Below are 21,660 nucleotides of genomic sequence, written 5' to 3'. Positions count from 1 at the left end.
CAATTGCGTTGCCGCGCGCCGCCGGCATGGCGCATCCTTGAGCCTGTGACCAGGCCCGATCGCGACGGGCCACCCCGGGCCCTCGGAACGGCCCGGCGGCCGCGGCGGTGCGGGGAAACGTCACCTCTCTCTCGGGTACGGCGCTGCGCCCTACCCTGACTCCGCCCCGCACCGCCCGGCGTCCGGCACTCCGCCACACCGGCTACGTCACCACCGAGTGCACCACCCGCCGGGCGCGTCACCCCGCCGGGCGCGTCACCCCACCGGGCGCTCAGGTCGCCACGAGACCGACCACCCAGAGCCCGCCGATCACCACCCCGGACAGGAACTCGATCAGCATCGACAGGCCGGCAGCGCCGACCGCCTGCTTGGTCGCCGGCCAGGCCAGTCGGGTGTCGCCCAACCGCAGTCGCTCCATCGCGAAGATGCCGCCGACGAAGCCGATGACCAGGCCGACGACCGGGATGACGAAGAAACCGACCAGGCCGAGCACCGCGCCGGCCAGCAGCGACGAGGTGGGTACGCCGGCCCGCTTGAGGTTACGGCCCGGCCAGGCGTACTTGACCACGGTGCCGCCGGCGGCGACCAGCGTGGCTGCCGCGAGCACCAGCCAGCGACCCGGACCGGCCCCACCGAACAGTGCCCACACCAGCACCCCGCCCCAGCACAGCGGCAGCGCCGGCAGGCCGGGCACCACCACGCCGGCCAGCCCGGCCAGGATGGCCAGCGCGGTGACCACCGCCACCAGCGCTCCGGTGTCCGTCAGGCTCACGTCGGCTCCGATCGTTGCAGGGGTTAGTTAATAGGGGGCCCTTCCTATGCACGAGGCGTTAAGAAGGTGCCCTTCCTTACCCGCCGTCCAGGCGGGTGCGGATGGCTTCGGCTGGTTCCGGGGGGCCGAAGAGGCGACCCTGGGCGGAGTCGCAGCGCAGCGCCCGCAGCCGCTCGGCCTGCGCCTCGGTCTCCACCGCCTCGGCGGTCACCCAGAGTTCGAGGGCGTGGGCCAACCGCACCAGGGCGTCCACGATCCGCTCGTCGCGGTGGTCGGCGGCATCCGGCTCGTCGCCCCGGATGCCCTCGACGAACGGCGCCGCCAGCTTCAGGCAGGTGATCGGCAGCCGACGCAGGTACGCCAGGTTCGAGTAGCCGGTACCGAAGTCGTCGACGGCCAGCCGGACGCCGAGCGCGGCCAGCCGGTACAGCGTCCGTAACGGCTCACCCGCGGAGCCCATCACGGCGCTCTCGGTCAACTCCAGTTGCAGCAGGCCCGCCGGCAACCCGCTGCTGGCCAGGGCGTCGGCCACGGTGTCCACGATCACCGGCGTGTCGGCCTGGCGGGCGGCCAGGTTCACGCTGACCACCAGCCGGGACTCAGGGAACTCGACGTGCCACCGCTGGGCGTCCTGGCAGGCCCGCCGCAGCACCCACTCGCCCAGCCGGACGATCAGACCGGTCTCCTCGGCCAGCCCGATGAAGCGGTCCGGGCCGATCAGACCCAGTTCCGGATGCTGCCAGCGGACCAGTGCCTCGACCGCCAGCATCCGGCCGTCCAGCAGCGACACGATCGGCTGGTAGTGCAGCACGAACTCGTCCCGCTCCAGCGCCACCGGCAGTCCGGCGACCAGCGCTGATCGGGCGATGTCCCGGGCGCTGCGCTCCGGGTCGTACACCGCCCACCGGCCCCGGCCCTCCGCCTTGGCCCAGTACAGCGTGGTGTCGGCGGCCTTCATCAGCTCGGAGGCGCTGGTGCCGACGATGCCCGAGTCGACGATGCCGACGCTGGCGGAGACCATCAGCTGCTGCTCGCCGATGAACACCGGGGCGGACACTGCGGCCAGCGCCAGGTCGGCCACCGCGATCATGTCGTCCACCCCGGCGTCGCCGTCGACCAGGATGACGAACTCGTCGCCGCCCATCCGGGCGACCAGGTAGCCGTGCTCGGCCACGCAGCCGGCCAGCCGCCGGGCGATGGTCACCAGCAGCCGGTCACCGAGGTCGTGCCCGAGACTGTCGTTGATCGCCTTGAAGCCGTCGAGGTCGAGGAAGCAGACGCCGACCCGGCCCGCGCCGTCCAGCAGGCGGCCCAGCGTATCGAAGAACAGCGTACGGTTGGGCAGTTCGGTCAGTGGATCGTGCAGTGCCTGGAACCGCAGTCGGCGTTGGAGTTCGTACCGCTGGGTGATGTCCTCCACCACGGCGACGGTGAACCGGGGCCGGCCGTCGTCGTGACGGATCAGGGAGACGGCCAGGTCGGTCCAGACGGAACTACCGTCCTTGCGGTGGTATCGCTTCTCGACCCGCACCGAGTCGTGCTTGCCCTCGACCAGTTCCCGGTACAGCTCCCACATCCCGGGCGCGTCGTCGTGGTGGAACAGCGCCGCCACGTTGAGCTGCCGCAACTCCTCGATCGAGTAGCCGAGCATGTCGGCGAAGGGCTGATTGACGTCGATGATCTTCCCGTCGACGTCGGCGATGCCGATGCCGATCGCCGCCCCCCGGAACACCGCCCGGAATCTGGCCTCGCTGTCGCGCAGCGCCTGCTCGACGCTGTCCCGGGCCTGCCACGCGGAGCGCGCGATCCGCTCCTGCTGGCTGAGGGTGCGATCGCGCAGCGCCCGGGCGAAGCCGGCGGCCAGGCCGCCCTGCATCGCCGCGATCCGATCGTCGAGCCCGGCCGCCCCGCCCAGCACCTGCTGCGGAAGCCGGTCGGCGAGGGAGCGCACCGACCACTCGATCACGCCCGGCTCGGTCAGGTGTGCCTCGACCAGAGCCTGGCCGACCTCCGCTGCCACCGGCGTCACCGCCTCGGCAGCGAGCAGCGCGTCGGCCAGCCGGAGGGTGTACGCCAGCAGCAGCCGCTCGGTGTCGACCGCGCTCATCGGGACGAACCCGAGCCGGCGTACCGCCTGAGCCCACTCGGCCGCGTAGCGCTGCGCGCCGGCCCGGTCGACGGCACGCCCACTGGGGGCGCCGACGGCCGACATCAGGTCAACCCGCTGTGCGGTCGAGGCGGGCTACCGCGCCGAAGGCACCGAACCGCTGCGCGTCGGCGACCACGTCGGAGGGCGACTCGGGGCGCCACAACTCCATGTGCACCACGCCCGGTTCGAGGATCGTCCAGTCACCGAAGAAGCCGGTGATCTCGGCCCGCGAGCGGAGCGTGATCTCGGTGCTGGTACGCGCCGAGAGCCGCTGCGCGTCGAGCATCTCCTGTGGCTGGTCCTCGAAGGTGGAGTGCGAGATGACCAGGTGACTGCCGGGTGCCGCAGCGGCGCGCAAGGTGGCCATGATGTCGGCGGGACGGTCGGCGTCGGGGACGAAGTGGACCACGCCGGCCAGCAGGATGCCCAGCGGCCGGTCGAAGTCGAGCAGGCCCAGCCGCCGGGCCTCGGCCAGGATCCGCGCCGGGTCGCGCAGGTCGCCGTGGATCACCCCGGTCAGGTCGTCGCCGGCCAGCAGCTCCCGGCTGTGCGCCACCGCCACCGGGTCGATGTCGACGTAGACCACCCGGGCCTTCGGGTTCGCGGCCTGGGCGACCTCGTGCACGTTGCCGACGGTGGGAATACCCGAGCCGATGTCGAGAAACTGGTCGATGCCGGCGTCGAGCAGCACCCGTACGGTCCGGCGCAGGAACTCCCGCCCCGCCCACATGGTCGCCGGGAGGTTGGGCGTCATGGCCGCGATCTGGTCGGCCAACTGCCGGTCGATCTCGAAGTTGTGGGCGCCGCCCAGGAAGTAGTCGTACACCCGGGCCGCGCTGGGCCGGGAAAGGTCGATCTCGGTGGGTGGTCCGTCCGGCTGCTGCACTGGTGACCCCAAGTCGTCGCCTCGGATCTGGTGATGCCGACCACTCTAGGCCCGCGCGTCATGCCCCGGGAGATCCACAAGGCTCTTTCCCGCAGGCCGCTCCGGCCGGGCCGGTCAGGCGGCTTCCAGCAGCAGCGAGATGCCCTGCCCGACGCCGACGCACATGGTCGCCAGGGCCCGCCGCCCGCCCCGGCGACGCAACTCCAGCGCGGCGGTGAGCGCGAGCCGGGCGCCGCTGGCACCGAGCGGGTGACCCAGCGCGATGGCGCCACCGTTCGGGTTGACGTGCTCGGCGTCCTCGGGCAGCCCCAGTTCCCGCAGCACCGCGACGGACTGGGCGGCGAACGCCTCGTTCAGCTCGATCACGTCGATGTCGGCCACCGTCAGGCCCTGCCGGTCGAGCAGCCGCCGGGTCGCCGGCACCGGGCCGATGCCCATGATCCGTGGCGGTACGCCCGCCGTCGCCGTCCCGGTGACCCGGGCCAGCGGGGTCAGGCCGTACTCGGCCACCGCCCGCTCCGAGGCGACCAGCAGCGCCACCGCGCCGTCGTTGACCCCGGAGGAGTTGCCGGCGGTCACCGTGCCGCCGGTACGGAACGGGGTGGGCAGCGCGCCGAGCTTCTCCACCGAGGTCTGGCGGGGGTGCTCGTCCACCTCGACCAGCCGCGTCTCGCGCCGACCGGCCGGCACGGTCACCGGCACGATCTCCTCGGCCAGCCGGCCGTCGGCCTGCGCCTTGGCGGCCCGCAACTGCGAGCGGTACGCGAACTCGTCCTGGGCGCGCCGGTCCACGCCGAACTCGACCGCGACGTTCTCCGCCGTCTCCGGCATCGAGTCGATTCCCCAGCCCTGCTCCATCAGCGGGTTGACCAGCCGCCAGCCGATCGTGGTGTCGTACACCTCGGCGGCCCGGGAGAACGCGGTGGTCGCCTTCGGCATGACGAACGGCGCCCGACTCATGCTCTCCACCCCGCCCGCGACCATCAGGTCGGCCTCACCGGCGACGATCGCCCGCGCGGCGGTGGCCAGCGCGTCGAGACCGGAGCCGCAGAGCCGGTTGACCGTGCTGCCGGAGACCTGCTCCGGCAGGCCGCCGAGCAGCGCCGCCATCCGGGCCACGTTGCGGTTGTCCTCACCGGCCTGGTTGGCGCAGCCGAGCACCACGTCGTCGGTACGGGACCAGTCCACCGACGGGTGCCGGGCGACCAGTTCACGGATCACGTGCGCGGCCAGGTCGTCGGGGCGTACGCCGGCCAGCGCGCCGGCGTACCGGCCGATCGGGGTGCGGACACCGGCCACCAGGTATGCCACGGTCATCGCGAGTCCTTCGGGGGTGGGAAGGCGGGGGTGGTGGGCGCCCGCCGGGTCCACGGGGACGTCCAGCGGCCAGGATATCGCCGGCTGATCCGGATAGGTTGTCGGCATGGCACGAGCCCAGTTCGGCGCGGAAACCAGCATGGGCGGCGCGTTCGTCCGGCAACCCAACCGGTTCACCGGGCGGGTCACCCCGCACTCCACCTCGCCACCGGGGGCCGGGCCGGACGAGCGGGACCGCTGGCCGCTGGAGCCGGGCCGGTACCGGCTGATCTGGTGCCGGGCCTGCCCGTGGGCGCACCGGGCGTTGATCGTCCGCAACCTGCTGGGGCTGCGGGACGCCATCTCGCTGGGCACCGTCGACCCGATCCGGGACGAACGCGGCTGGCGGTTCACCCTCGACCCGGACGGCTTCGACCCGGTGCTCGGCATCGGTCATCTGTCCGAGGCGTACCTGGCCACCGATCCCGACTACTCGGGCCGGGTCACCGTGCCGGCGCTGATCGACACCCGCACCGGGCGGGTGGTCACCAACGACTACCCACAGCTCACCCTGGACCTGTCCACCGAGTGGCGGCGACTGCACGCCCCGGACGCGCCGGACCTCTACCCGGTCGAGCAGCGTCCGGAACTGGACCGGCTGATGGCCGAGATCCACCGCGACGTGAACAACGGCGTCTACCGCTGCGGCTTCGCGACCTCCCAGCAGGCGTACGACGAGGCGTTCACGGCGCTGTTCGCGCGGTTGGACGCGCTGTCGCAGCGGCTGGCCGGTCAGCGGTACCTGATGGGCGACGCGATCACCGAGGCGGACGTGCGGCTGTTCACCACCCTGGTCCGCTTCGACGTGGCGTACCACGGGCACTTCAAGTGCAACCGGCAGAAGCTCACCGAGATGCCGGTGCTGTGGGCGTACGCCCGGGATCTGTTCCAGACTCCCGGTTTCGGGGAGACGGTCGACTTCGACCACATCAAGCGGCACTACTACGCCACCCATCACGAGATCAACCCGACCGGGATCGTGCCGCTCGGCCCGGACCTGCACGGCTGGACGACGCCGCACGGGCGTGGCTGAGCCACCCGCCCCGGACCAGACCTCCGCCGGCCGGACGACGGGCACGGTGGGCGCCACCGGACCGGGCATCGTCGGGTCGCGGGGCGCCGCCATCGGCGCGGCGGTCTGCGTACTCACCGGCACGGCCGCGGTGGTCCTCGCCGTGGTCGCCGGTCCCGGTCCGGGCCTGACCGGGTACGTCAGCGAGGCCGGCGTGGCCGGCAGCGGGTACGCCTGGACCTACCGGATCGGGGTGTTCGCCCTGGGTGCCGCGCTCCTGTTGCTCGCCACCGCACTGCGCGACCAGCCGCCCGGCCAGGGGCAGCCGCCGGTGCGGGGTGACGGGGCGCTGCGGGCGGCGGTGGCGCTGCTCGTCGCGGGTGGGCTGGCCACCGCCCTGTCCGGCGCGGTGACCTGTAGTGCCGGCTGCCCGCTGCCGCCGTTCGAGACGGCCACCGTGGCGGACCTGGTGCACGGCGCGGCGAGCGTCGCCGCCACCGCCGCCGTGGTCTTCGCCATGATCGCGATCGTGCTCTCCGGGGCAGCGGCGAGCCGGCTGCGCCGGACCGCCACCATCACCGCGGCGGTGGCCCTGCCGCTGGCCGGCGCGGTCGGCCTGGCCATGCTGCTCGTCGGACGGGGGTCGCTGGTCGGCGTCCTGGAGCGGCTGCTGCTGATGGTGGCGGCCGTCTGGGGCGTGGTCACCGCGCTGATCCTGGCAGCCGGGCCGCAGCTCCCCCGGAAGCCGTACGCGTCGAGGCGGTGACGTCACCGGACCGGCCGCGACCTGCCTCGCCGGCCCCTGCGTCGCGAGCGCATCGGCCGGCCGGGAGAAGATGGCGCGATGAGTGCGTTGTTCACACCGCTGACGTTGCGCGCGGTGACGCTGCCCAACCGGATCGCGCTGGCGCCGATGTGCCAGTACAGCGCTGGCCCGGACGGACTACCCACCGACTGGCACCTGGTGCACCTCGGCGCCCGCGCGGCCGGCGGCGCCGGCCTGGTGCTGACCGAGGCGACCGCCGTGCTGCCCGAGGGACGGATCAGCCCGCAGGACACCGGAATCTGGTCCGACCAGCACGTCGACGCCTGGCGCCCGGTCACCCGGTTCCTGGCCGCGCATGGCGCGGTGCCCGCCGTGCAGCTCGCGCACGCCGGGTTCAAGGCGTCGACCTACCGGCCCTGGGATCCGCGCCGGGGTGGGGTGCCCGACGCCGAGGGCGGGTGGAATCCGGTCGGACCGACCGGCGAGCCGTTCCTCCCGGAGTACCGGGTGCCGAGCGCCCTGGACGAGGCGGGGATCGCCGCCGTGGTGGCGGCGTTCGCGGTGGCGGCCAGCCGGTCGGTGGCAGCCGGGTTCGCTGCCGTGGAGGTGCACGCCGCGCACGGTTACCTGCTGCACGAGTTCCTGTCACCGCTGACCAACCGGCGTACCGACGGCTGGGGCGGGGACCGGGCCGGGCGGATGCGGCTGACCCTGGAGGTCGCCCGCGCGGTCCGCGCCGCCGTCGGCGAGGACGTGCCGGTGCTGGCCCGGATCTCGGCGACCGACTGGGTCGAGGGCGGCTGGACGATCGACGACAGCGTGGTGCTCGCCACCGAACTCGCGGCGGTCGGGGTGGACCTGGTCGACTGCTCCTCGGGCGGCGCCGCGCCGAAGGCCGCCATTCCGGTCGCCCGTGGCTACCAGGTGCCGCTGGCCGCCCAGGTGCGCCGGGAGGCGCGGGTGCCGACGGGTGCGGTCGGTCTGATCGTCGAGCCGGAGCAGGCCGAGGCGATCGTCGCCGACGGCGAAGCCGACCTGGTGCTGCTCGGCCGGGAGTTGCTGCGCAACCCGTACTGGCCGCACCAGGCCGCCGCCAAGCTCGGTGCCGACACCACCTGGCCCGAGCCGTACCTGCGAGCCGTCTGAGCCCCGGTCCGGCCACGCCGCAGCCCGCGCGCGGGCCGCGGGCCGGGCTGGCGGGGCTCAGCCCGCCAGGTGGCCCCAGCGCTGTTCGAGGTCGCGCCACGGGCCCTGGGCCGCCACCGCGCCGTCGGTGAGCACCACGACGTGGTCGGCCCGCACCAGCGCGGCCCGCTTCGACGTGGAGCCGACCACGGTCACCCCGTGATCGCGCAGGGCCTGCCAGAGCGCCAGTTCGGTGGTGACGTCCAGGGCGGAGGAGACGTCGTCGGCGACCAGCAGTTCGGTACGCGGCGCCAACGCCCGGGCCAGGGCCAGGCGCTGTAGTTGCCCGCCGGAGAGCCGGGTGCCCTTGTGCCCGATGAGCAGGCCGAGCCCACTACCGGTGGCCGCCAGGTCGTGCTCCAGTTGCGCCGTGGCCACGGCGTGACCGGCGTCCACCTGGTGCCCGAGGGTGATGTTCTCGGCGACCGTGCCGGAGAGCACCCGGGGCAACTGGCCGACATAGCCGACCTGGTTGGGACGCAGGAACAGCTCCGGCTCGGTGATCGGGTCGCCGTTCCAGGTCATCCGCCCATGGTGCGGGGCGATCCCGGCCAGGGCCCGCAGCAGCGAGGACTTGCCCGAGCCGACCGCACCGACGACCAGGACGAGTTGCCCGCGCTGCACGACCAGGTCGACATCGCGTACCGCGACGATGCCGTCGGTGTGCCGTACGCCGAAACCGGCCAGCTCCAGCCGACGCAGCGGGGTACGCGGAGCCGCCGGTGGGGCGGGCGCCGTCCCCGCCGCGAGATCGACCCCCGGGATCCGTGCCGAGTAGACGTCGACGCCGACCATGTCGGTCGTCCGGCGGGTCCACACCCGAGCCGACGGCACCTGCGACACCAGCGACGCGGTGGTCCACGCGAACCAGCGTGCCGCGCCCAGCGTGGCGACCGCGACCAGCGCCGCTCCGGCGGAGAGCGCACCGGCGAGGAACAACGCCCAGACACCGATCGGCAACAGGCCGCTGGCCAGCGCGGGTGTGGAGCGGGCCCACACCTGCACGGCGATCTCCCGACGCTGCCGGTCGCTGCGTACCGTGTCGAGGTCGGCGAGGTGGGTCAGCACCGGCCGGGTGGCCCCGGCGAGTTTCACCGTCCGGGCGGCCGACAGGCTGGAGACCAGCGCGGTGGCGAACGCGGCCCGCGCGGCGACCGTGTCCCGCGCCGCGCGCTCCAGCCGGGGCCCGAAGGCCGTCGCGGCCAGCCCGGAGAGCACCATCGTGCCGAAGAAGAACAGCCCCGGCACCACGCTGCCGGTGACCAGGGTCATGGTGACCAGCAGGACCACGCCGACCGCCTGGTCCAGCACGTTGTCGGCGAGCTGCACCACCCGCTCGGTGTCACCGCCCTGGGCCACCACCTCGGCCGGGGTGTGCCGGCTGACCCGGCGCGGGCCGGTCTGGCCGTACACCAGGCGGGCGCTGATCCGCAGCATCTGCCGTACCCACCAGGCCGGGAACCACAGGTGGGTCCAGTAGTGCGCGGGGATGGCGAAGACCAGGCCGGCGGCGATGCCCAACGCGGGCAGCCACGGATCGCCGGTGCCGTCGACCACGTCGGCCCAGAGCCAGGCCAGCACCGGCCCGTCCAGGCCGAACACGGCCAGCACCGCGAAGACCCCGACCGCCGCCGCGCCGTAGCGGGGATCGTTGAGGCAGAGCCGGAAGATCTCCCGGAGGGTACGGCTACGCGACGCCGGTCGACGTTCGCCGCCCGGCTCACCGCCGGGGGTCCGACCGGTCGACTCACGCCCACCGACCTCACGTCCACCCGGCGGCTCGATCGGCTCGGGTCCGACGACCGGCGCCGGATCATCGCCGCCGACCGGCCGCTCGGCGGCGGCCGTCGGCAGGCTGGTCTGGTCGGCGGTGACCGGCACGATGACCGGCCGGGTGCCGTCGCCGGCAGTGCCGGCGGCCGTGCCCGTGGGGGCGGCGCCGACCAGTGCTGGTTCACCCTGCGCCCAGTCGACGCCCGGCTCGACCAGCAGGGCGGCCCCGTCGCCGTACCCGCCCGCGTGGCTGGCCGCGAGCAGTTCGGCGAAGCGGCGCGAACGGGCCAGCGGGCCGGCTTCGACCACCGCGCCGTCGGCCAGCACCACCACCTCGTCGCACTGGCGCACGGAGGACAACCGGTGCGCGATGACGATGCCGATCCGGTCGCGCAACAGCCGCTGGGTGGCCTGCTGTACGCGGGCCTCGGTGACCGGGTCGAGCCGGGCGGTGGCCTCGTCGAGGATCACCACGTGCGGATCACGGACCAGGATGCGGGCGAAGGCGACCAGTTGTTCCTGCCCGGCCGAGAGGACGTGTCCGCCCTCGCCGAGACGGGTGTCCAGGCCGGCGGGAAGTTCGGCGATCCAGCCGGCCAGACCCAGCTCGTGCAGGGCCCGCCCGGCGGCGTCGAGCAGTTCGGGGTCGAACAGCGCCACGTTCTCGGCGAGGGTTCCCGCCAGGATCTCGGTACGTTGCGGCACCACCGCGATCCACCGGCGCAGCTGTTCCACGTCCAGGTCGAGCACGTCCCGTCCGCCGAGCAGCACCGTGCCGGGTGGCACGTCGACGGCCCGGGTGAGCACCTTGGCCAGCGTCGACTTGCCCGAACCGGTCCGCCCGACCAGCGCGTACGACCGGCCACGGACGAAGGTGAGGTCGACCTCGCGCAACGCCGGGCCCCGTTCGGTGTCCGCGCCGGCCGGGTAGTGGAAGGTCAGGTCGCGGATGACCAGGTCCCCGTCGATCGGGGAGTCGCCGCCGGTGGGTTCCTGCTCGGCGTTCTGGAGCAGTTGCACCCGCCCCCAGGCACCGAGGGCGTACTGCACCTCGGGCACCATCCGGCTGACGTGTTCGACGGTCATGCCCAGGGAGAGCGCGAGCAGCCAGATCGCCGTCAGCCGGGCGGCGTCCACCCGGCCGGTGCTCAACGCCCACACCCCGCCGAGCACGACCAGGGCGACACCGGCCCGGGTCACGCCGGCCGCGACGGTGTTCACCTGTGCCGACATCCGCCAGACCAGCAGTCCCCGCCGGAGCACCTCGGCCGCCCGAAGGGCGTACAGGCGCAGCACGTACGGCCGGGCCAGGCTGGTGCGTACGTCGTCCTGGCCGTGGATCGACTCCTCCATCACCGCGGCCAGGTCGGACCAGGCCGCCTCCTCCTTCATCCGGGCCGGGGCGATCCGCCCGGCGGGCCGCCGCAGGGTGACCGCGAGCAGGATGGTCACCAGCAGCATGCCGAGCCCGGCCGGCCACCAGACGGTGAGCCCGACCACGGTCGAGAGCAGGCCCACCGCCAACGCCTGGGCCAGCCGTACGCCGGGACCACGCACCCCGGAGGCGACGTCGTAGACGTCGCCGTCGATGCGGTCGAGCATCTCGCCGACCGGCGTCGTCTCCAGCGCGGGCACGGGTTGGCCCAGCGCCACCTGGCACAACCGGCGACGCAGGTCGGCCGACCAGTCGGCGGTCACCCCGGCCATCACCAGGCTGACCACCAGGTCGCTGAAGACCGCGGCCACCAGGGCGACCGCCAGCAGCGCGAAGAAGCCGACGGAACGGTTCACCAGCACCGGCCCGGCCAGGGCGGCGGTGGCCGCCTGCCCGATGCCGCCGAGCACGATCAGGACGACGACCAGGTTCATCCGGCGGGGAGAGGTGACCCACAGATCACGAAGCAGACGCATGGGTCAGTTCCTCCGATTTCGTGGCGGAGGTTCCAGCCTGCTGTGCCGGGCTGGGATGACTCAACGCATTTTTCGACGCTGCCGGCAGATCTGCCGAAAATTCCCGCCGGAACCACGCTGAGCTGCGCGGGTTGCCGCCGGCCAGGCCGTTAGAACAACACCGTGGCCAGCGTGCCGACCGGGCGGAACCCGCAGCGCTCGTAGACCCGCCGGGCGGGCAGGTTGAAGTCGTTGACGTACAGGCTGACCGTCGGGGCGACCCGGTCGAGCGCGTCGCGCACCACCGCCGCCATCGCCGCGGTGGCGATCCCCCGGCCGCGCCACTCGGGCGCCACCCAGACCCCCTGGATCTGCGCGGTGCGCCGGGTCACCACCGCGAGTTCGGCCTTGAAGACGACCCGGCCATCGACGAACCGGGCGTACGCCCGACCGGAGCGGATCATGTCGGTGACCCGGCGGCGGTATCCGCGCCCGCCGTCCTCGGTCAGCGGCGAGACGCCGACCTCCTCGGTGTACATCGCCACGGCCGCCGGATAGAGCAGGTCGAGTTCGGCACCCCGGACCAGGCGTACGTGCGGGTCGGCCGGGACCTCGGGCAGCGCCTCGGTGGCCAGCAGCGGCTGGTTGGGGCGTACGTCCCGGGCCGGGCCCCAGGTGTCGGAGAGGCGGTCCCACAACTCCAGCACCGCGTCGGCCCGCCCCACGATCGACGAGCAGATCCGGTCCTCACCGGCGAGCAGGTCGGCGAAGGCGGCCACCGCCTGTCGGGTGGCCAGCACCGGGGTCAGGTTGCCGCCGAGCCAGCAGACCGATTCGAGTTGCCGGCGGGAGCCGTACCCGAGCACCCGTCCCTCGGCCCGCCACCACGCCAGCCCGCGCGCGGCGACCCGCTCCGCGACCTGCGCCCCCGCGTACGGGTCCAGGTCGAGCAGCCGCTCGACCGCGCGACGCTCCGACTCCCCCAGTTGCCGCACCGGCGCCGTCAGCACGGTTACCAGCCTGCCAGATCCGTCCCACTCGTGTTGGCGGACGGTAACCGTCGCCGGCACGGTCGGCGCCCGCCCAGCGTCACCGCCGCGTCGGATGAGTTGTCGGCGTTGCATTGCCGATATATCGTAGATGCATCAGCGACAGTTCTACGAGAGGATCACCATGAGGTTCCATCGACGCGGGCACCGCCTGCACGAGGCCCGGATGCGCGGCTTCGGCTTCCCGCCCTTCCCGCCCGACTCACCCTTCCCACCCGGCACGCCTGGTCACCGCCACGGCCGGGGCGGACGGGGACGCGGCCGGGGACGCCGGCCGAACGTCCGCAACGCCGTACTCGCCCTGCTCACCGAGCGCCCGATGCACGGCTACGAGATGATCCAGGAAATCGACTCCCGCACCGGCGGCGCCTGGCGGCCCAGCCCCGGGTCGATCTATCCCACGCTCCAACTGCTGGAGGACGAGGGAGTCGTCGTCGCCACCGAGGAGTCCGGCGGTGGCCGCAAGCGGTTCACCCTCACCGAGCAGGGGTGCCCCGAGGCCGACACGGCGGCCCAGACCCCGCCCTGGGCCGAGGTCGCCGAGGACACCATCAACAGCTGGCACGACATCCGGCACGCCGGCGCGCAGGCGATGCACGCCCTCCGGCAGGTGATGATGACCGGCACCGACGACCAGCGGGAACGCGCCGCACAGGTGCTCGACGAGACCCGCCGCAAGCTGTACGCCATCCTCGCCGAATCCGAGTGAGCCCCGCGTCGGGGGTCGATCGCGCCGCACGATCGCGCTCGCACGCAGTTCGAGTGGCCTCACGTTCACAGTGAGGCCACTCGAAGAGCGCGATCATGGACGGCCCGGCACATCGCCGGCCCGCCGGGGTGCGGGCCGGCGCCGTTCACGGTGCGGGCCGGAGCCTGTCACAGCACGGGCCGAAGCCCGTACAGTGCGGGCCGGGTCAGTGCACGGTGACGTTGGCGCCGGGGAGCAGGCCGCGCAGTTCCTCGGGCAACTCGGCGCCCATCTCGTCGGCCAGTCGCAGCGCCTCCTCGATGAGGGTCTCCACGATCTGCCCCTCGGGCACGGTCTTGATGACCTGGCCCTTCACGAAGATCTGCCCCTTGCCGTTGCCGGAGGCCACGCCCAGGTCGGCCTCGCGGGCCTCGCCGGGGCCGTTCACCACGCAGCCCATCACGGCCACCCGCAGCGGCACCGGCAGCCCTTCCAGGCCGGCGGTGACCTCCTCCGCGAGCTTGTAGACGTCCACCTGGGCCCGCCCGCAGGACGGGCAGGAGACGATCTCCAGGCCGCGCTCACGCAGGCCGAGTGACTCCAGGATCTGGGCGCCGACCTTGATCTCCTCGACCGGCGGCGCGGACAGCGACACCCGGATGGTGTCGCCGATCCCCTCGGCCAGCAGCGCCCCGAAGGCGACCGCCGACTTGATGGTGCCCTGGAAGGCCGGACCGGCCTCGGTCACGCCCAGGTGCAGCGGGTAGTCGCACTGCTCGGCGAGTTGGCGGTACGCCCGGATCATCACCACCGGGTCGTTGTGCTTGACCGAGATCTTGATGTCCCGGAAGCCGTGCTCCTCGAACAGCGAGCACTCCCACAGCGCCGACTCGACCAGCGCCTCGGCGGTGGCCTTGCCGTACTTGGTGAGCAGCCGCTTGTCCAGCGAACCGGCGTTGACCCCGATCCGGATCGGCGTACCGGTGGCGGAGGCCGCTGCCGCGATCTCCTTGACCTTGTCGTCGAACTGCCGGATGTTGCCGGGGTTCACCCGCACCGCAGCGCAACCGGCGTCGATCGCGGCGAAGACGTACTTCGGCTGGAAGTGGATGTCGGCGATCACCGGGATCTGCGACTTGCGGGCGATCGCCGGCAGCGCCTCCACGTCGTCCTGGCTGGGCACCGCGACCCGGACGATCTGGCAGCCGGACGCGGTCAGCTCGGCGATCTGCTGGAGAGTGGCGTTGATGTCGGCGGTCAGGGTCGTGGTCATCGACTGCACGGAAACCGGCGCGCCACCGCCGACCGGCACCGAACCGACCATGATCTGGCGGCTCGCCCGGCGGGGGGCCAGCGGCGGCGGCGGTACGGCGGGCATACCGAGGCTGACAGCGGTCACTTCAGGCACTCACCTTGGGAAGAGGGTGATCGGGTTGACGACGTCCGCGGTGATCGTGAGCAGCGTGAACACGCCACCGATCAGGATCACCACGTACGTGAAGGGCATCAGCTTGAAGTAGTCGACGCGGCCCGGGTCGGGGCGGCGCAGCCGCGCGTACACCCAGGAGCGGGCCCGTTCGAACCAGGCGATGGCGATGTGCCCGCCGTCCAGCGGCAGCAGCGGCAGCAGGTTGAACACCCCGATGAAGAAGTTCAGCGAGATGAACAGCATGATGAAGATTTCCCAGGCGTTGTTGGCGACCGCCTCGCCGCCGAGCACGCTGGCGCCGACCACGCTGATCGGGGTGTCGATGTCCCGCTCGCCGCCGGTGATGGCGTGCCACAGCGCCGGGATCTTCTCCGGCAGCCGCTGCAACGCCTGGGCGGTGGCCACCGCCATGTCGCCGATGAAGGTGCTGGTCGCGCCGACCGCCGCGACCGGGCCGTAGGTGACCAGGCCCGGAGTGGAGAGGACCAGGCCGACGCCGAGCGCGGAAACCTCGGTGACCGGCCCCTCCGGGTTGTCGATCGGCGGACGCTTGGTGGTGGCCAGCGTCGTCTCGGTGCTGCCGGACTGGCCGTCGCGGACGTAACCGATGGTGGCGGTGCTGCCCGGGGTGGTGGCCCGCAGGGTGGTGAGCAGCTCGCCGTAGTTGTTGATCGGGGTGCCGTTGATCGAGGTGATCCGGTCACCGTTCTGCAATCCACCCGCGCCGGCCGGGCTCGGCGCGTCACCCGCAGCGCACTCCCGGTAGGTGGTGTCCGGCAGGACACAGTCCTGGATCGCGATCACCGCCGGCTCGGCGCGGATCTGCTCCTCGTTGCGCGGGAAGTCGGGGTTGGGCAGGCCGAAGGTCATCGCCGCCAGCCAGGCCGCGAAGATGGCCAACCCGAAGTGGGTGATCGAACCGGCGGACATCACGATGGTCCGCTTCCACACCGGGTACCGCCACATGGCCCGCTTCTCGTCACCGGGCTCGACGTCGTCGTCCTGCGGCGTCATCCCGACGATCTTGCAGAAGCCACCGAGCGGGATGCCCTTGAGGCCGTACTCGGTCTCGCCCCGCTTGAAGGAGAAGATGGTCGGGCCGAAGCCGACGAAGTAGCGGGTGACCTTCATCCCGAAGGCCTTGGCGGTGAGCATGTGGCCCGCCTCGTGCAGGCTCACCGAGATGAGGATGCCGAGGGCGAACAGCGCCACCCCGAACGCGAACGACATCAAGCTCCTTCCACCGCAGCAGCGATGATCTCCTGCGCGTGCGCGCGGGCCCACGACTCGGCGTCGAGTACGTCCTCGACGGTACCCGGTTCACCGAAATTGGGAGCCTCCTCCAACACCCGCTGTAGCGTGTCGACGATGCCGAGAAACGGCAGTCGCCCAGCGACGAAAGCCGCCACACATTCCTCGTTGGCCGCGTTGTAGATCGCCGGCCGGCAGCGCCCCGCCGCACCGGCCGCCTTGGCCAGCGCCACCGCCGGGAACGCCGCGTCGTCCAGCGGCGCGAACTCCCAGGTGTGCGCGGTGGTCCAGTCGACGGCTGCGGCGGCGTCGGCGACCCGCTCCGGCCAGCCCAGGCCCAACGCGATCGGCAGCCGCATGTCCGGCGGGCTGGCCTGCGCGAGGGTGGAACCATCGACGAACTCCACCATCGAGTGGATCACCGACTGCGGATGCACCATCACGGTGATGTCGGCGTACGGCACGTCGAACAGCTCGTGCGCCTCGATCACCTCCAGCGCCTTGTTCACCATGGTCGCCGAGTTGATCGTGACGACCGGTCCCATGTTCCAGGTCGGATGGGCCAGCGCCTGCTCCGGCGTGACTCCGGTCAGCTCGTCGCGCCGCCGGCCCCGGAACGGCCCGCCGCTGGCGGTGACGACCAGCCGGCGTACCTCACCCCGGGTGCCGCCGCGTAGGCACTGGGCGAGCGCCGAGTGCTCCGAGTCCACCGGGACGATCTGCTCCGGTCGGGTCACCGCGGCCTTGACCAGCGAGCCGCCGGCCACCAGGGACTCCTTGTTGGCCAGCGCGAGCGTACGCCCGGCGCGCAGCGCCGCCAGGGTCGGCGCCAGCCCGAGCGACCCGACCACCCCGTTGAGTACGACGTCACCCGGCCACTGCGCCAACTCGGTCATCGCGTCCGGCCCGGCGACGATCTTGGGCAGCTTGAACTCACCGCTGGCCCAGCCCCGCCGACTCGCCTCGGCGTAGAACGCCAACTGGAGATCCTGCGCGGCGGACGCCTTGGCCACCCCCACCGCCTCGACGCCGAGTTCCAACGCCTGCGCGGCGAGCAGCCCGACATTTCCACCACCGGCGCCGAGCGCCACCACCCGGAACCGGTCCGGGTTGCGCCGCACGATGTCGACGGCCTGGGTTCCGATCGAACCGGTACAGCCCAACAGCACAAGATCGCGGGGGGTGCTCACGCCGCCCATTGTTCCCCACGACGCCTGGGTGCAAGGAAGGGCACCTTATTAACGCCTGCGGTAGAGGAAGGGCCCCCTGTTAACGGCAAGGAGCTACCTCGCCTCCGGCCGGCCGTACCGTCCTCCGACGTAGCGTCCTGTGGTGCCTCGTCGTCGCGCAGGTCGGCCGGGGTCTGGTGCGACGCCCCGCACGACGGCCCGGACCGGCGCCGCCGCCCCGACCAGCACCAGGGGCCGGGCACCCCCGTTCCACCCGCACTGATCAGGTCGAACGCTGGCCACCATCGACCAGCGGCCACGGCGGATCGAGTTGCGCCTGCTCGACCTGCTGGGCGGCGAATACCCGGATGACGTAGCGGATGGCCAGCGGAACACTGATCAGCACCACGGCCACCGCGGTCGCCACCGCGACGTCGGTCAGGGTGTGCTGCTGCGGCCATCCGGTCAGCACGCGCAGCAGGTACGGCAGCCACACCAGCGTCCCGCCGAGCAGACCCGCCAGACAGAACCGGCCAGCGACACCCCGCGACCGCTCGGTGACGGCGGTGGTGAGCACGATGGCACCGGCCGGCAGCAGCGACAGACCGAGGGTCACCGCGACGACGAACAACGGTGCCAGCAACTCGTCCGAGTTGGCCCCGGCCATCGCGTACGGGATGAACGCAACGAGCCCCAGCAGGTTGAGTGCCGCAGCGGGGGCGATCGCCGCGACCAGGGGCCAACCGCTCCGCCGGACCAGCAGGGTGGCGCAGCCGACCAGGGCCACGAAGCTGCCCACCACGATCGACAACGGTACGGCGACCCGCCAACCAGCGGTGACGGTCGCCTCGGCGACGCTCGGGATCGGCATCGCGGCTGTCTCGGCCCGGAAACCGTCGGCGGTGAAGGCACCGAAGCCGATCCGCTTCCAACGGCCGGTGGTGTCCCGGCGGGCGACACCGTCCCGGCCGTTGGCCACCAGCACGACGACCCCGCCGTCCGGCTGGTCCCGCACCAGCAACGCCCGGGACGACAGGTACTCCTCGACGTCACCCATGGCGGGCATGGCCACGCCGAGCCGCGCCCGGGCATCCTCGTCGACCTCCCAGGCCAGCTGCCAGGTCGCGCCGCCGTCCCGACTCTCCTGCACCGCCAGGCGACGCGGCACGACCCGGAAGCAGTGCGTCGGCTCCCGCGTCGAACAGTCCGATCCGGACGCGGGCGTCGGCAACTGCTGCTGGAACAGCTCACGGCGGTGCTCCGGCAGTTCCGTGAAGCTCGGTCCGTCGTCCTGGCTGACCTGCCAACGGTAGGGCTCCCGGTTGCCGTGGTAGGCGTTGCCGACACCGACCACGGCGACGTCCTGCCACTCGTACAACTGCACAGCGTCGTCGTACTGCGGGGCGGAGGTGGCCGCGACGCCCAGCCCGGCGATCGGCAGCACCACCAGCACCGCCACCATCCGCAGCCAGCGGACCAGCGTCGGACGATTCGCCGCCGACCGCCACGTCCACCAGGCCAGCCCGAGCGCCGGCAGGGCCAGCAGGTCCGTGACGTCGGCCAGGATCACCGACGGACCGTTGACCACGCTCCACAGCGCAGACGCCGTCGTCGCACCCGCCTGCGTCGCCTTCACCGCCGCGAACCCCACCCCCACCAGGAGGATCGAGCCGGCCGCCAGCAGATCGCGGCCGTCCGGCCCGCGCTGCGGACCAGGTCTTCCGGCGGTACGCCACAGCCCCGCCAGCCAAACGCGGTCACCACCGCGTAGCGGTGCGCCAGGAACACCTCCAGCAGCGCGACCCGCCAGCCGAACGCTACCGACCAGCCGTACCCGGCCCGCCAGCAACCGAGAGCGGCCCGCCGTCAGCCGAACGCGACCTGCCAGCAACCGAGCGCTGTCCACCGCCAGCCGAGCGCACCCGGCCAGCAACCGAGCACTGTCCGCCACCAGCCGTACGCGGCCCGCCAGCAACCGAGCACTGTCCGCCACCAGCCGTACGCGGCCCGCCAGCAACCGAGCGCTGTCCGCCGTTAGCCGAGCGCAAGCGGCCAGCAGCAGGGCCAGCAACGGCGGTGCCATCACCAGTCCGGCCACGTCACTGAGCTTGCCGGTCAGCCACCCCGGATAGGCCGCCTTCAACACGTGGTCATTGAGGATCAGCAACGCGGTGGCCGCCACCGTCACCGGGTGGATCAGCCAACTCAGCAAGGCATCCACCGATCGCCGACGCGAGCCGTCCGTACCCCAGTGGTCCTGTAGCGCCCCGTCCATGCTTCCCCCTGTGGTCCCGTTCCCCGCGCCCGCGCCCGCGCCCGCGCCCGCGCCCGCGCCCGCGCTCCGACGAGCATCCGGACTCTCACGGTCGACCCGGCCGGTCACGTTGCCGTCTCGCCCGCACTTCGAACCGGCATAACCGCCGATCCGGGAGCCCCGCCCGTGCAGATCTTGGAACGTTTCCGTTAGCCGCTAACGGAAACTGTCCAAGGTCTACAGCCGACCTGACCACGCGCCGCCCGAGGCAGTCGCGGCACAACCCCGAGCGACAGGGCACCGCAGGCGGTACGGGCAACGCCAGCAGCACGGGCGACGCGGACGGCACAGGCGACACGGACGACACGAGCGACACGGACGACACGGACGACACGAGCGGCGCGGACGACGCGGGCGACGCGGGCGGCACGGGCGGCACGGGCGGCACGGGCGACGCGGGCGGCACGGGCGGCACGGACGACACGAGCGGCACGGGCGGCACGGGCGGCGCGGGCAGCGCGGGCAGCGCGGAGGTCGTTGGGTTCGGCGTCGGCCGCGCGGCGTTTCAGCGCCGTACCTGCGTCATCGCGGTGTCGGCGGACCTGTGCGTAGGGCCTGTCTGGAGAGGAAGTCCGCGCGGCGGATCACCTCTGGAAGCCGGTAGCGCGGGCTGAGGTCGAGCGTCAACGCGGTCGCCTGATCGAGGCGGGTGCGGTGACCGACCGACACAAACACCGGCTTGACGCCCGTCTGGGTCCGCAGCACCCGGCCCAGCACCTCGTCACCGTCACGCAGCGGTGACCAGTCACCCCGGCGTACGCCCGGCTCGGCGTAGTCGGCGACGAAGGGGGTCTTCGCCACCCCGAAGGTGGGCAGACCGGTCACCACCCCCAGGTGGCAGGCCAGCCCGAAGCGGCGGGGATGCGCTATGCCGTACCCGTCGCAGACCACCACCTCGGGGACGGTGCCGAGCCGGTCCAGCGTCTCCAGCAGGATCGGCACCTCACGGAAGGCCAGCAGCCCCGGGACGTACGGGAACCTCACCTCACCGGGTACGACGGCGCTCTCGACCTCGACACCGGCGCGCAGGTCGAACACGACAGCGGCGCCCACCAGCCGCGTTGACGCCTTGTCGTACGACACGTCCACGCCGGCCACCAGCGTCGGCGCGTGCGTCAGATGTCCGCCCAGGTCGAGTCGCTGCCGTAGCAGTTCCTGAATCCGCTCGGCCTCGGCCACCGACCGCGGGGACGACCCGCCCTGCTGAACCGCCCACGTCACGCCGCACCGGCCACGCCAGCGCTCGCCGCACCGGCCACGGCCACGGGACCGGCACCGGCACCGGCACCGGCACCGGCCACCACACCAGCCACGGCACCGCTCGTCGCACCAGGCGCGGCGCGGCTCGTCGCACCGGCCGCGTCGCTGGCCACCGCACCAGCTGCGTCGCTGGGCTGCTGCGAGCGCAGGCGCCGGATCTCGGCCACCAGGCGCGGTACGGCCTGGCGGGCCATCGCGATGAAGGCGGCGTTCTCGTCCCAACGTTCGTCGCCGGAGTCGACGCAACGGGGCTGCTGCACCAGGGTCGCAGCGACGATCTCCCGATGGTCGAAGTCCGGCCACCGGGCGCCCGCGCCGTCGTCGGGGACGACGCTCACCGCCACCAGGTTCATCGCATGCTCGTCGTCCAGTGATCGGACGAACCACGGCCCGGGGGTCGCCGCGGCGCACAACTCCTCGATCTCGGTCAGCTCGTCCTCGCGCATCCGCACCCCGTCCACGATCCTCGGCCTGCTGCGGGATCGTAACCGCGGCCGACGGCCTAGCCACGCGATCACCCCGCCAGCACCTCGCAGCAACGCGACCAGCCGGCCGGCAACGCGGACGACCTCACGGCAAAACGGACGACCTCACGGCAACGCGATCAGCCGGGCGGAAACGCAGTCGACCTCGCGGCAACGCGACCAGCCGGCCGGCAACGCGGCCGACCTCGCGGCAACGCGGACGACGTGCCGGCAACGCGATCAGCCG

The 21,660-nt window shown here is 72.7% G+C and carries 16 protein-coding genes; 4 read left to right on the top strand and 12 right to left on the bottom strand.

Annotated elements, in window-relative coordinates:
- Window positions 1-271: 271 nt before the first annotated feature.
- The 4 genes from E0H26_RS16395 to pcaF form a co-directional block, all read right to left on the bottom strand.
- Window positions 272-772: a DUF456 domain-containing protein gene (locus tag E0H26_RS16395; protein ID WP_131304520.1), complete on the bottom strand. Its 501-nt coding sequence runs from the start codon at window positions 770-772 to the stop codon at window positions 272-274.
- A 76-nt stretch (window positions 773-848) separates the two neighbouring features.
- Window positions 849-2,984, bottom strand: coding sequence for a putative bifunctional diguanylate cyclase/phosphodiesterase (locus E0H26_RS16390; RefSeq protein ID WP_131304519.1), 2,136 nt, complete (start codon window positions 2,982-2,984; stop codon window positions 849-851).
- A gap of 4 nt (window positions 2,985-2,988) precedes the next feature.
- A complete protein-coding gene (locus E0H26_RS16385; protein ID WP_131304659.1) occupies window positions 2,989-3,807 on the bottom strand; it encodes an SAM-dependent methyltransferase in 819 nt (272 codons plus the stop codon).
- Between the two features lie 114 nt (window positions 3,808-3,921).
- Window positions 3,922-5,124: a 3-oxoadipyl-CoA thiolase gene (pcaF, locus tag E0H26_RS16380; protein ID WP_131304518.1), complete on the bottom strand. Its 1,203-nt coding sequence runs from the start codon at window positions 5,122-5,124 to the stop codon at window positions 3,922-3,924.
- 106 nt (window positions 5,125-5,230) lie between these two features.
- Between pcaF and E0H26_RS16375 the strand changes: the two genes are divergently transcribed.
- The 3 genes from E0H26_RS16375 to E0H26_RS16365 all read left to right on the top strand — a co-directional run bounded on the left by E0H26_RS16375 (window position 5,231) and on the right by E0H26_RS16365 (window position 8,087).
- Window positions 5,231-6,196: a glutathione S-transferase family protein gene (locus E0H26_RS16375; RefSeq protein ID WP_131304517.1), complete on the top strand. Its 966-nt coding sequence runs from the start codon at window positions 5,231-5,233 to the stop codon at window positions 6,194-6,196.
- Window positions 6,189-6,941, top strand: a complete 753-nt coding sequence (locus E0H26_RS16370) for a DUF998 domain-containing protein (RefSeq protein ID WP_240742212.1) — start codon at window positions 6,189-6,191, stop codon at window positions 6,939-6,941. Before E0H26_RS16375 ends, E0H26_RS16370 begins: the two co-directional genes overlap by 8 nt.
- A 78-nt stretch (window positions 6,942-7,019) precedes the next feature.
- Window positions 7,020-8,087, top strand: coding sequence for an NADH:flavin oxidoreductase/NADH oxidase (locus E0H26_RS16365; RefSeq protein WP_131304516.1), 1,068 nt, complete (start codon window positions 7,020-7,022; stop codon window positions 8,085-8,087).
- A 57-nt stretch (window positions 8,088-8,144) separates the two neighbouring features.
- Here E0H26_RS16365 and E0H26_RS16360 read toward each other — a convergent pair whose 3' ends face one another.
- Both E0H26_RS16360 and E0H26_RS16355 read right to left on the bottom strand, forming a co-directional pair.
- Window positions 8,145-11,810, bottom strand: coding sequence for an ATP-binding cassette domain-containing protein (locus E0H26_RS16360; RefSeq protein WP_131304515.1), 3,666 nt, complete (start codon window positions 11,808-11,810; stop codon window positions 8,145-8,147).
- Window positions 11,811-11,959: 149 nt separating this feature from the next.
- Window positions 11,960-12,799: a GNAT family N-acetyltransferase gene (locus E0H26_RS16355; protein ID WP_131304514.1), complete on the bottom strand. Its 840-nt coding sequence runs from the start codon at window positions 12,797-12,799 to the stop codon at window positions 11,960-11,962.
- 163 nt (window positions 12,800-12,962) lie between these two features.
- Between E0H26_RS16355 and E0H26_RS16350 the strand changes: the two genes are divergently transcribed.
- Complete coding sequence (locus tag E0H26_RS16350; protein WP_131304513.1) at window positions 12,963-13,547, top strand: PadR family transcriptional regulator; 585 nt, start codon at window positions 12,963-12,965, stop codon at window positions 13,545-13,547.
- Window positions 13,548-13,752: 205 nt separating this feature from the next.
- Here the strand turns inward: E0H26_RS16350 and ispG are convergent, their stop codons facing one another.
- The 6 genes from ispG to E0H26_RS29585 form a co-directional block, all read right to left on the bottom strand.
- Window positions 13,753-14,925, bottom strand: a complete 1,173-nt coding sequence (gene ispG, locus E0H26_RS16345; protein WP_131304512.1) for a flavodoxin-dependent (E)-4-hydroxy-3-methylbut-2-enyl-diphosphate synthase — start codon at window positions 14,923-14,925, stop codon at window positions 13,753-13,755.
- A 9-nt stretch (window positions 14,926-14,934) separates the two neighbouring features.
- Entirely contained in the window at window positions 14,935-16,185 is a 1,251-nt protein-coding gene (locus E0H26_RS16340) for a M50 family metallopeptidase (RefSeq protein ID WP_131304511.1), read from the bottom strand.
- A complete protein-coding gene (gene dxr / locus E0H26_RS16335; RefSeq protein WP_131304510.1) occupies window positions 16,185-17,396 on the bottom strand; it encodes a 1-deoxy-D-xylulose-5-phosphate reductoisomerase in 1,212 nt (403 codons plus the stop codon). Before dxr ends, E0H26_RS16340 begins: the two co-directional genes overlap by 1 nt.
- Before the next feature lie 262 nt (window positions 17,397-17,658).
- Window positions 17,659-19,596, bottom strand: coding sequence for a hypothetical protein (locus tag E0H26_RS16330; RefSeq protein ID WP_165521891.1), 1,938 nt, complete (start codon window positions 19,594-19,596; stop codon window positions 17,659-17,661).
- Between the two features lie 615 nt (window positions 19,597-20,211).
- Entirely contained in the window at window positions 20,212-20,841 is a 630-nt protein-coding gene (locus E0H26_RS16320; RefSeq protein ID WP_240742225.1) for an endonuclease V, read from the bottom strand.
- Window positions 20,842-20,906: 65 nt separating this feature from the next.
- Window positions 20,907-21,401 carry a hypothetical protein gene (locus tag E0H26_RS29585; RefSeq protein WP_206025172.1) on the bottom strand — a complete coding sequence of 165 codons (495 nt, stop codon included), beginning with the start codon at window positions 21,399-21,401 and terminating at the stop codon, window positions 20,907-20,909.
- Between the last annotated feature and the right edge of the window lie 259 nt (window positions 21,402-21,660).

The organism is Micromonospora zingiberis, assembly GCF_004331455.1.
Classification (GTDB): domain Bacteria; phylum Actinomycetota; class Actinomycetes; order Mycobacteriales; family Micromonosporaceae; genus Micromonospora; species Micromonospora zingiberis.
This window is presented reverse-complemented; position numbering and strand designations above follow the sequence as displayed.